The organism is Methylacidiphilum infernorum V4 (genome assembly GCF_000019665.1).
Taxonomy (GTDB): domain Bacteria; phylum Verrucomicrobiota; class Verrucomicrobiia; order Methylacidiphilales; family Methylacidiphilaceae; genus Methylacidiphilum; species Methylacidiphilum infernorum.
In genome coordinates this window covers 829,293-840,808 of sequence record NC_010794.1, presented here as the reverse complement: position 1 = coordinate 840,808, position 11,516 = coordinate 829,293, and the positions used below count along the sequence as shown (strand labels likewise).

Genomic DNA, 11,516 nt, shown 5'->3' with positions numbered 1-11,516 from the left:
GGAGGGAAAGGCCAAGACGGTGCAACTCCTCGGCCTACATCAACTCAACTCCCTTTTCTTTTATCTTTTCGGTAAAAGCGAGCATAGCCTTAAATCTTTTCTATTCGGCCAAGCTAAAGCCTCTCCGTCTCTGCATCAGGCTAACGACCATCTGGAACCCTCGGCTTGCTCCTCTTCAAAAAGTATCTATCCGGATATCCAAGAACCGAAATGGGGCACTTTTGGATGAGCCATCTTCCTGGAATGCCCCAATCCAGGACCAGGATCAAATTTCGTGATCCTTAAGGGTTTTATCGAACTGAAAAAAAAACCTCTTGCTTGCCGTTGGGAAGCATCACAATGAGTTCCTTTTCTATAGGAACAAACCCGCTTTCCTCTCTAGCTCAACGAAATTAAACATCAGGCCCCAAGACCGGAACAACCTATTCGATCAACCCGGAAGATACTTGATGGCCGGGAATACCAGAAGTCACCCTGCCTCCGACGCGTCTTCACCCTGTCGCCCACGGATGGAGGTCTCCCCCAGGACGACATCGAGCAAGACTCCAGGAGGGATCCCCGGCCTGTCTTCTACGAAAAACAGTTTAACGGCACTATAAGGAACAAAAAACGATGAATCCGGAACGGATCCGTATCTTTTGAGCACGCCATTCTATGTCCAATCCCCTATCCCTTCTCTCCCTGGCTCCATGCCCTCTGTTCTTATCTTTATCTTAAGAGTAGAATAATAAATTTATGCTTCATACAACCTGGTATGGCCAAGAGAATACTGAATTGTTAAAATTTTGGTTGATTTTACCTAAAGAATTACTAAGCTTGCAGATTAAAGTAATTGCTTTTTTTACTTTTTTAAAAATGCTTTGTATTCGGTCTAATATAAAGCAATGGCGGAAGCTTGCATTTTAAAAGCTCTCCATTTTCATTGGGGATTTTTCGAAAATGAAAGAAAGTCCTCCAACCGGTCACGACCCACAAAAGTGGATATGAACAAGCAGAATAAACCCTCCTGGGCATGGATTTTCCTTGTTGGGTATGCTTTATCGATGAAAAGCTGTGTCGCGTCGAAAGACAAGGGCAGTAACCCATTGTTTTCGTTTCAATAGACCAAGAAAAGCCAACCCGGATTATGAAAACAAAACTACGGCAAAGAGCACGGGCTTACTTAGGCTCATGCATGCATGAGCCCGTTTTCAGGAACAGTGAAGATAATTCACGGTCGGACGAGGAAAAAACCGGACAGGCGATTTGTATTTCATTCTAGCATTTCGCAGGCTATGGTGACCAAATGATTCCAGGATTATTAGGATGATTAGGCTTTCTGCGGAAAGACAACCCGTTTATACCTGAATGGAGAAGGCAGTGGAAGGTATCCAACTGTGGTAACGGCTTAAAACTTCAACCTTGAGAAATTTGAACCTTGAGTGATTGTCCTTCAGCATCTAAACTAGTCAAGCTCGAACTCGAATTCAAGCGCATCCAGGCCTACCTGTTTGCTTCGCCGCGGTTGAGGGCCATGTTGGGGGCAAATTCGATCCTAGGACAGACGATCCGGGTTCATCTCCCTGATTTAGCCAAAAACTGCGGGGCCAAGGCGGACCCAACAATCGCCGAAAAACTTCCCGAAAGGAAAAGCGACGATCCGTTAAACAAATCATCCTCAAGAGATGAACTTCTTGCGGATGACCCACGGCTTCTCTACAAGCGGACCGGTGTGCTTGTGCGTGATGGCGGACACTTCATTGCAACATTCCCTTCGGAAAATACGGCCCGCTCCTTCTTGGAAAAGGCATACAATCTTATCGGCACCAAATTGCCTGGGATCATGGTGGATGCCTGGATCGAGGGGCAAAAGGAACCGGGGCCATCCCTTGGAACGAGCCTTTTCCAACATCCTGCATTCCAGGTCAGTCACCATCTAGGCAACCGACCTGCTGCACCAAAGGTACAACAGAAACAACAACAGGAACAACAACAGGAACAATTTCTCAGCGATGAAGAAAAAGAGTTGGAGGAAAGAGGAAGGAGCTATCGCGAAAACCCTGCGGACTTGATCGGCCTCTTGGAAAAGGAGCGGTTGATTCCTACTCCTACTCCCGATAAACAGCCGAAAAGTCTTGAGGATCTTGAGGACAATCGCGGTTATATTGCGCTCATCTACGCAGACGGCAACGGAATCGGGAACCGCTACCAACAGTGGAAACGCCATCTCGGGGACGTCGACCGGGATGGCAGCCTGGCAAGCGAAGCACATGGGGAAGAGTTTTTTCTTAGCATGCGCGTTGCGGTCAGGAAAGCACTGACCCAGTCGCTTAGCGAGGTCTTTGGCAAGGATCCAGATAAGGATCCCAATAAGTATCAACTGTTAATGTTGGGGGGAGACGACCTGTTGTTGGTCTGTGCAGCTACCTATGCACTCCCGTTTGTTACTGCTTATGCCCGGAAACTCTCGGACTTACCCCTCTGTGATGGAGAACCCCTAACCATCGGTACCGGGGTGACATTTGCCAAGTCGAAATTCCCTTTTTATCGGCTTCATGAGATGGCCGTTTCTCTTGCCGACAGCGCCAAACGGCTTTACCGGGCAAAACCAGAAGTACGTTCTGTAGTGGATTGGCACCTGACTACCAATTCCTGGGTCAATGACCCGATTGCCGAGAGGCGTGCCGATAGCCTCGTTGGCAACACCGTGCTCAGCAACAAGCCCTACCCGATCCTGGGTGAAAAAGGCCTTTGCACGCTGCTTGAGTCCGTGGATAAGATCAAGTATAAGATCAAGGAATCTCAAGAGCTGTCCCGTTCCCAGTTGCGCCAGTTGGTTGAGAAAATGCGCATTGGACGGACAGTAGCCGAGCTAGCCTGGGCGGAGCTACCTGAAGAAATGGGCAAGCTTTTGGAAGGGGAGTTGAGGCCATTTGTCCAAACCTATCTCTTTTCCTTCGTGCCCGACATAGTGGAGATCTACGAAATCCTACGGAAGTAACCCGATGACTTAAAGAAAAAAAGCATGAGCCGTTTTACGCTAGAGATTGAACTTTTAGAAGATCTCCACATCGGAGCAGGGATCGGATGGGGAGATATCGATGCCTTGCAGGTCCGAGACCGGCTTGGTCGGCCCGTTTTACCCTCTAGCCATATCAAGGGGGTGATGCGCAGTGCTGCATTGGAATGGCATCGTTTCGATCCGCAGTCTATCTCGTGCCAACAGATCGATGAGCTGTTTGGCTGTGCAGGCAAAAAACAGGGAAAGCTTCAATTGACCGGGGCGTATTGCGATGCTCAACAGGTGCCCAAAGCTCTTATCTGGGGGAGCACCCGTATTTCTCCTCGTAGTGGGACGGCAGATGAGGGATCTCTCCGTTTCTTTGAGTATATCCCGGCAGGTAGCCGGTTCAGGATGGAAGCGATGTTGCCCGATGGGGAAACGCAATTGCTTGAGCTCTTCAAGGCGATCGTCGCCCGTACCGATTCGCTGGGTAGCGGTCGTCAGCGCGGCAACGGTCGAATCCGCTGGAGTTGGACCGAGCAAGCTCCGCATGCCACGCCTGTTCCAAGAGAAAAGGCATCCGGGACTCCTTGCCGCTTGCGCTTGCTGCTACGCAATCTCGATCCGATCTGTTTGCCTCTAACCGGGCATCCGGGCAATCTCATCGCCAGCTTAAGTTTTATCCGCGGCCGTACCTTGCGCGGGGCTTTCGTGGCAAATTGCCTGCAAAACGGGAAAGCCCAATTGGCACAGGGACTCCTCGCTGACACCTTGTCCTGGGGCGATGCCCTACCCCTACCGCAGTCGGTGGGATGCGAGGGGTTCGAGCAATTTGAGGTTTTACCCATACCTTTGTCCATCGGCACACCGAAGGCCAAGGCTCCAAGCTCGGATCTACCCTGGTGGGCCACATCGCAGCGGGGAGATTTTCTAGGCGACCGGGGGGAAAAAGACCTGATCCTCCAACAACCCCAGGACCAAGAAAATCTCGACCGTCCCAAGGAAGAGGAATTCCTCTTTAGGAAGAGTCCCAAGGACAGTCGTTGGCAACGCTACAGGCCCCAAATCCTAGAAAGGCTTCATACACGCGTGCCCAGCGAGTACAATAAAACAGAACAAGCCCTTTTTAGCATGGAGGAAATCGCCGAAGGGACACACTTTTTGGCGGACATCCTCCTCACCGAGCCGCGGCAGATCGAGATCCTCAAAGAAGCACTCCAAGTTGTGGCCCGTTGCTGGCTGCGGGTTGGCCGAGGCGGTCGTCCCCTTGAACTTGTCTCCGCAACGTGGCTACCCCCGGCAACGCATGGCAGCAAATTGGTTTCCGAGGGTTTTACGCTACTTTTGGAAAGCGACCTCATCGCACGGGACTCCCTAGGCAACTTCGTCGAACGGCTCGAGGCGAAGACCATTGCCGATCTTGTCGGGTTCCCTGCCGATCGGCTCATAACGAGGAAAAGTTTTAGCGAAAGCCGCGAACTGTTGGGCTTCAACGCCGCCACGGGACTTCCACGCCTTGCCCAACTCTCAATTAAAGCCGGCTCGGTGGTCTGGATCGAAGGAGAAGGAGCAACTGAACTTCGGCAGAGACTTGCCGAGTACCTTGCCCTAGGCGAGTGTCCTGAGGAAGGTTTCGGCCGTTTCCGGATCGACTTTTTGCCCGAGCCGCAATGCCGTCTGTCTTCCGAGACAGAAGTCTCTACCAGTGCCCCTGAACATGCATTCTATGACAACGAAGAGAAGCTCTGCAGGAAAGCCCAAGAATGGTACTATAAGTTCGACAAGATAAAGTCCCAACCCAGTCCAAGCCAATGGGGCGAATTTCGTGCCGCCATCCAGGCAGCCTCCACCAAAGAGGAAATCGACAAGATTTTCGACTCGCTCAAAGACGCCTCAAAACGTCTCGGAGGCAAGGCGTGGAAAGAGATTGTCGAACACCGGGAATTTCCTAAGCTGCAAAGCCAGGTATCGAGTCTGCCGCTGACCGATGCCAAGACCTTTCTGGATTACTTCGTCCGTTGGTTTTTGTCGGGCAAAAAATCGAAGGAGGAGCCTTGCGGATGAAACCCTATCGAACCCTGGTTTTTGCCCACCTTGTCCAAGACAGTGCTCTCTCGGTGGGGGGGAATAATCCTCACGGGTTTGCAAATCTACCCCTTGCTCGTGACGGTCTCGGTCGGCCGATTTTGCGGGGAAGCACCCTTGCTGGATGTTTTATTGCCCAGGCACGTGCCCTTTTCCCCAAGCTACCTTCTGCAATCACCCTCGAAACACCCACCGGCAAAGGCGATCAAAAGGCGACTGCCTCGGCCTGGAGGTTTGCCCATGCCCATCTGCTTCAAATGCATGCCCAAACGGTCTTCTTCCAGCATGTCAGCATAGACCGGCGCACCCTGGCCGCACGGGAGAACTGCCTATTTAGCATTGAGGCGCTACCAGAGGGAACCTCTTGGGATTTCTTGCTTGAGATCGCTCCTTCCGATGAATGTGATTTTGCACAACTTGAAGGAATGGCCGCGGAAGTGCTGGCGACTTGGAGTAAAAAGGGCGGTGCGCGTATCGGACGTGGGAGCCGACACGGCTACGGCTGGGCCCATTTGGAAAAGATCGCCATCGTCCGACTCGATAGTCGGCATGTCCGCCTTTGGCCCAATGCCTTTGCGACGGGGCAAAGAGGAGAGGCCTTGAGACAATTTTTCCAAGATAACAATATACCCTTGCTCGATCTGGACAGTTTTTTGCGCACTACGCAGCCTGTGTCGAAGCAAGCTCCGCGTGGATATGTCGTTTTCTCCGGAACGATCGAGGTAGGGGAACGAGCCGACGATTTCGGCAAGGGATACGGCCTGGACACCCTCTCCATCGGGGGGCATGCCCGCCTCCAGCTCCAAGCCAATGAGTTTTTTAATCGGGTAATCCCGCCAATCCCGCCCTCGGAGATCCACTTCAAGAAAGAAGAGGAGATCCACTTCAAGAAAGAAGATTTCGATCCGGACTTCGTCATCACCGCCATGCCCACCCCTGGAGGAGGTCTTGTTCCCTACATCCCAGCTGCCAGCATCCGGGGCGTTTGGAGGGCAGGTCTCGAACGTTACTGCCAAGCCTTGCAAGAAGGGAACGCAGGGAAAGAGCTGGTCGAGAAACTCTTTGGTACCACCCAACAAGCCGGTTCCCTAAGTATATCGGATGGGATTTTGGATAACGAGGACTGGAAACTTCTTTGGCAGCAGCAGCTGTCCATAGATGAATTCAGCGGTGGTGTCTACGGTGCATCCAAGTTCGACCGGCTCTGCATCGCCCATGGCCGTTTCCGATGGAGGGCCGAAATCACCGCAGCAAAACAACAAGAGGCGGAAAAACTGGCTGATCCCTTGGTCAAGATGCTCCAGTGCTTAGGTGATGGCCACCTGCCTCTCGGAGGAGGGTCCTGGCGGGGACACGGTCATATCCGCTGGACCCTGGACCGGGATGAGGATTCAACCAACACCCGTATTATCCCAAAAACACCATGAATGGACAGCGGCTTTACCTGCTCCGTCAAGACCTTGCCGGGCGGCTGACCATTGGCTTGCTCCGTCAACATATCTCGGGCAACGATCCCTCTTGGATCTCTCTCGAACCCCGTGCTTGGCTTCTCGAGTGTGACGGCAGCTTTCTCTGGGGTCGGCTGCGGTGGCTTTACCCCCTCGTTCGAAGACTGCCGGATGGACTGGACGATCTGCCGCTGCTTGCAGCCACCCTCTACGAACCGAATCGCTGGCATCATTTCTACGATGCTCAACCCTTGAGCCGGTTACCCGCCCAAAAAATAACATGGAGTCTCCTTCCATTGGATTCTCCGGAAAATGTCCAACAGATCGACGGGTTGGAGTGCAAAACCACGGAGGTTTATTGCTGGCAAGACATAGGCCGTTTCGGCTTGTCGCCTGACCATCTCTTACGCGAACCCCTTTCCATAAAACACTTCTTTCTAAAAGGTAGGCGAGTGGCTTGGACACTGGATTTATAGAACGATGATAAGCCTATGAATTCCCTTCCCTACGGTTTCTTACCCATAGAAGTTCAAAAATCGATCTGCGATGTTCCCATGTGGCGCGACGGCAGCAGCGGGGAAGATCGCCTGAGCGGTGAAATCCTCCTCACCTTGGAAGCCCTTACCCCTCTGCTCGTCGGTAACCAACAGTACAAAATCAATGAAAAGCAAAGCGTACTTTTCCCTCAAATGCTGGAGGACGGCCGTGTTCTCATCGCCGGAACAAGCCTCAAGGGGATGTTCCGTGCAGCCCTCTCAAGCCTCTTGCACGCACCGATGGAAAGGGTTGGCGACCACCGCTATACCTTCCGGCCCAACCTCGGTTTCGGTCAAAAATACCAATCGCGTCCCGCAGTAATCAGCTCTGTCAAGGGAAAGGACGAAAACGCCGAGATCGAGCTGAAGGTTTTGCCGGATGACACCCGCGTTACCTTCGTTCGGAATTCAGCCATTCCCAAGCCCGATGAAAAGGTTGGCAAGCTGCTTCAAGGATATTTCCCCGGAATAAAATTTACCCCTACCCGTACCTCACGATGCATGGTACTGGAAAAAAGCTCTGAAGGAGGAAAAAATCTCGATCATTACCTTTTTTTCTATTCGGGAGGAATCGACGGGGAAGGCCTCCTAGCCAAGGCTTTCAGGCCGAGTAATGAAATCTATCGTTATGTCTTGGTTCACACCAGTGATTTTAACCGAGCTGATAGCCAATCTCTTCCCTCAAAAGTCTTAAAGGATTACTACGAAACCCAGGAAATCCTTGCCGATGAAAAGACCGGCCATTTAAGCCCAGGCCATCCGCTGCTAAACGAGATTAAAGATAAAGTAAAAGAAGTAAAAGAAGCCATACAGAATCACTCCGAGCTAAAGGAAAAGCAGCTTATCTATATCGAGATCGAAAACCTAGAGAGGAAGCCTGGGAATCCCCCCTTTCGCATCTTGAGCATGGGCCATCATTTCTACTACCGCTGGGCTTACACAAGCAGCGTTTGCTACAAAAACTCCATTGGGGAAAATAAGGAATTGAGGCCCGAACTGGGATTTCACCCACAGGAAACATTTGACAAAAAGGGTGCCCCAAAGCAACTGACTGCAGCCCGGCTCTTTTTTGGCTATTCCATTGACAATAAACAGAAGGAACTTTCTTCGATGGCCAAAGAGAGCTACCAAAGGCTTGCGGGACGGATTGCTTTTAACACCGCCATTGAAGTAACAGAGGGCAAAAGCCTCGAAGAACGTTTCGTTGAAGGAGGTAGGGAGATTGCCCTACACATCCTCGGACAGCCGCGTCCAAGTGCCGTCGAGTTCTATCTCAAACAGGTTCATCTTCCAAACAAGCTTACTACCTACGGTGACCTGCCCGACGATCCCGGAGGAGAGCTTGCCGGCAGAAAATACTACCGCCACCAGCCCGATGCGAGAACAAACATGGACCTTTACAAGAAAACCGAGGAAAAAGACAACTCGAAGGAACGGGGGACCGTCGTGTGCTACCTGTCCAAGCCGGGGACCAGATTCCGTGCCACCCTGCGTTTTGACAGCCTGCGACCATGGGAACTGGGTGCAGTTTTGGCCGTGCTCGACCCAGGCCTCCTTGAAAAAACCTTTGGGCTTACCCCTTATTCCCAAGGATATGCCCACAAGTTGGGTTATGGTAAGCCCCTGGGCCTGGGCAGCGTTCGCATTCGGCTCGATGCCGCCCGCTGGCAGGAAAACGACAGATTGGAATGGAAAGAAGCTCGAGCGGGTGAAGAGGCTTGGGATCGCCTACTCGAGACCAGCCTTAAGGCCCTTAAAGAAAAGCTGCAAAAGACATGGCAGAGTAATACCGCTGCCAACTTGGAATGCTGGCTCAAAACCAAGCAGTGGTCCACAACCGGTCGTGCCAGCTACCCTACCCTATATGGCACGATCTACCGGTTCCACGCAAAGCTGAGAAGCTGGCAGGCCGCCGCCCGGCGCGGCGCTCGAGTAAATTTCAATGACCTGCTCGAGGGCTACACTTAAAAAATGAGATCCATGGGCTAAACACCCACCCCTCTTTTATCTTTTATGCGGGAGTCTCTTCTTACGATAGTACCGTGAGCCACCACCAGATCCTCCTTTTCGGGATTACCGACCTGCAAATCCCTTTGCGCGATCCACAAACCGGCAGCCACAGACAAGCCTTGCCGGAGAAGAAAGTAGCGTGCCGTTTTATCCACGGTTGCTTAAACGGCAGGCCGGAGCCATCGAATCGCCCAGGGAGATGCTTAGCACTCAACTGAAGGATACTTTCAACGACCGAGACGGGAACCGCTTGAAGCTCTGGAATGGACAGGCCAATGCCGACTGTAAGCGGCAAGTCCACTGCCAGCTCGTTTTTCCCAAGATCGGTCCCGCAATAGTCAAAATGCTCCTCAAAAGGTACGCCTAGTCCTGGAAGCAGGCCCTCCCCCTTGAGTCCCGACAGGGGTAGCCTGCCCTTACAGTTTGATCCATCCTTGCTCTCCGTTTTGATGCCTAGCACCCATCGCGACTACAACACACAACAGCCCATTGCCTCCTGTCGCTTTTTCAAGCAGCGGCTCATTCGCAAGAAAGCCAAAGAAAAGAATGTCCATGAAAAGGCCGATCTCAGGGATGAGGATCCGTTGAAGATTGCAATTCGTCCCATTGCTCCCCCATATATTCATTCGGATCGACCTATTTTCTTGTCAACATTACAAACCCGATATCCGGTTGTTCCTCGCAATTTCAAAGAGATCTCCCTGTTCCTTGCCGGGAATCTCGTCCAAAAACTGGTTAGAACAGGGCTCAGCACCGTTGATCTCATCCAATTCACCTCCGCTTGCTTCCTGGGGGTGCATCGAGAATGCCGACAACTGAACCGCCTCGGAACCCTCCTCGATGCCCTCGCATCGCTTCTCCCTTTCGTCTTGAACCCAAGGCCAAAGCCTGGATAGAACCGCAATGCCGGTCAGCACAGCTCCTTATAAATGGCAACCCCTAGGTCAAGGGGTTTCTTTGCTGGTGCTTCGGGGTTTTTTAAAGCGGGGCGAAGCGATGGCATAACTGGAGGCGTGGCGGGATGGGTCTTGGAAAAACCGAAAATCGAAATGAAATGGAAGTACTACCCTGACACGTTTGACGAGGAGTAAAAATGATGATTGTCTTTGCACTCGTTCTGTATCTAATGATCTCTTCGGAAAGCCACAACTGGCATCGCGTGACTGGTCTGCCTATACCTCCTATTCCTCCTGGGTTGATTCCTCCTAGGTGGGGGCAGGTAAACCCGTACCAGTGGCTGGGACCGAATTCTGAAAAAATCTTCAAATTCCCCAATGGATCAGTTCTGGTAAACCCGGACCTGTGGCTGGAACCGAAACCGGTTGGGAAGCCTCCTGGAAATGTATGGTGGTGTATACGCCCTGAGTGGTCGTCAAATGTGTGGAGCGACGAAGAATATGAATCGGCATGGCAATCGTCCGACGCGGCAGTGTTCAAGGCGGGAATCAAGACCGAACGCGGCTGGGAACGCTGGAGTATGACATGCAAAGACAAGAACCAGGACATAGAAAGCGTCTGGGAGCGATTCATTGACGATGTGCTGGGAAAAATACGCGAAAAAATAAGCGAAGGCAAAATACGCGGCGGCGGCTATGTGTATATGGGGCTGTTGTTTGGTCAGCGCATTTTAAATGTTGGAGTCAATACATGCTGGGTTCTCATCTGGGACTCCACGCAAGCAGGACATATGCGCCAAGCGCCGTATTTGCGCTGGGCGTTCCCCGTCTTGTCAATCCAGGAGGATGAACCAATCCATGAGGCGGAACAGGCCGTGGAGGCTTGAGGAGCGATGAGAAAGTATTGCGGTATCTATGAGCAGGGTTTTTGTTAGGTTTATGTCGAAGAGAACGGCAAAAGAAAGAAGCTGAAAGTGAACTTGTGGCTCAAAATGTCTCCTCGCCGGCCGCGGCACGGGTAGGGCTATCCTGGGACTGGACCGCATCAGCTCACAAAAGATTTATTGAACCACCTTCGGATCGCAGGCTTCCTTCTTGTGTAGCCATGTCCGTTGAAAATGAGCTCCTTACCCAACTCCGGTTCGAAACCATAAACGCTACCCCGGACCTTTTCGATCCCGCCTTCAACGATTCCATAAATAGTCGGCTAATAGCTGATCTTGCGTATATGATCCAAAAGAAGGTTCTTTGCATGTCAACAATTCCCCTCAGGTGGACAAGGTTGAAAGACCCTGGAGAAACAGCTCCTTGAAGAGAAAAGAGGGTGATGAACTTGCATGCCTGCTAAATCCAAGTGGGGAGTCCCGGCTTAAAGCTTGAAATAATGAAATCGGGATGCCGTCGATCTTTACTTTGCCGTGTAACTTTTACCAGGATAAACCTTCATCCTTGGAATTCCCGTTTGTTTCTAAAAGGCCGGCTGATTCCCGCAACTGCAAGATCCATGCTCTCCTTTACCCGGATGGCATTGAACAAGCCTTCGGGCTCTACCGGGAAA

The 11,516-nt window shown here is 51.8% G+C and carries 10 protein-coding genes; 8 read left to right on the top strand and 2 right to left on the bottom strand.

Annotation, left to right across the window (positions count from 1 at the left end):
* Positions 1-1,417: 1,417 nt before the first annotated feature.
* The 6 genes from MINF_RS03960 to MINF_RS03930 all read left to right on the top strand — a co-directional run bounded on the left by MINF_RS03960 (position 1,418) and on the right by MINF_RS03930 (position 9,429).
* Complete coding sequence (locus tag MINF_RS03960; RefSeq protein ID WP_012463219.1) at positions 1,418-2,980, top strand: Cas10/Cmr2 second palm domain-containing protein; 1,563 nt, start codon at positions 1,418-1,420, stop codon at positions 2,978-2,980.
* Between the two features lie 24 nt (positions 2,981-3,004).
* The gene (locus MINF_RS03955; RefSeq protein ID WP_012463218.1) at positions 3,005-5,047 is read left to right on the top strand and encodes an RAMP superfamily CRISPR-associated protein; all 2,043 of its coding nucleotides are present in this window, start codon (positions 3,005-3,007) and stop codon (positions 5,045-5,047) included.
* Complete coding sequence (locus MINF_RS03950) at positions 5,044-6,495, top strand: RAMP superfamily CRISPR-associated protein (RefSeq protein ID WP_048810139.1); 1,452 nt, start codon at positions 5,044-5,046, stop codon at positions 6,493-6,495. The genes MINF_RS03955 and MINF_RS03950 overlap by 4 nt, the downstream gene beginning before the upstream one ends.
* Positions 6,492-6,992 (top strand): hypothetical protein, encoded by a 501-nt coding sequence (locus MINF_RS03945; protein ID WP_012463216.1) that lies wholly within the window; start codon positions 6,492-6,494, stop codon positions 6,990-6,992. The genes MINF_RS03950 and MINF_RS03945 overlap by 4 nt, the downstream gene beginning before the upstream one ends.
* A 15-nt stretch (positions 6,993-7,007) precedes the next feature.
* Positions 7,008-9,020: a TIGR03986 family type III CRISPR-associated RAMP protein gene (locus MINF_RS03940; RefSeq protein WP_012463215.1), complete on the top strand. Its 2,013-nt coding sequence runs from the start codon at positions 7,008-7,010 to the stop codon at positions 9,018-9,020.
* A 181-nt stretch (positions 9,021-9,201) separates the two neighbouring features.
* Positions 9,202-9,429 carry a hypothetical protein gene (locus tag MINF_RS03930; RefSeq protein ID WP_012463214.1) on the top strand — a complete coding sequence of 76 codons (228 nt, stop codon included), beginning with the start codon at positions 9,202-9,204 and terminating at the stop codon, positions 9,427-9,429.
* A 49-nt stretch (positions 9,430-9,478) separates the two neighbouring features.
* Here the strand turns inward: MINF_RS03930 and MINF_RS03925 are convergent, their stop codons facing one another.
* Both MINF_RS03925 and MINF_RS03920 read right to left on the bottom strand, forming a co-directional pair.
* Positions 9,479-9,688, bottom strand: a complete 210-nt coding sequence (locus MINF_RS03925; RefSeq protein WP_048810136.1) for a hypothetical protein — start codon at positions 9,686-9,688, stop codon at positions 9,479-9,481.
* A 27-nt stretch (positions 9,689-9,715) separates the two neighbouring features.
* Entirely contained in the window at positions 9,716-9,979 is a 264-nt protein-coding gene (locus MINF_RS03920; protein WP_048810135.1) for a hypothetical protein, read from the bottom strand.
* Between the two features lie 176 nt (positions 9,980-10,155).
* On the opposite strand from MINF_RS03920, the gene MINF_RS03915 reads away from it, so the two are divergent.
* The gene (locus MINF_RS03915; RefSeq protein WP_012463211.1) at positions 10,156-10,845 is read left to right on the top strand and encodes a hypothetical protein; all 690 of its coding nucleotides are present in this window, start codon (positions 10,156-10,158) and stop codon (positions 10,843-10,845) included.
* A gap of 95 nt (positions 10,846-10,940) precedes the next feature.
* Positions 10,941-11,270 carry a hypothetical protein gene (locus tag MINF_RS03910; RefSeq protein WP_148205126.1) on the top strand — a complete coding sequence of 110 codons (330 nt, stop codon included), beginning with the start codon at positions 10,941-10,943 and terminating at the stop codon, positions 11,268-11,270.
* The last annotated feature ends 246 nt before the right edge of the window (positions 11,271-11,516 follow it).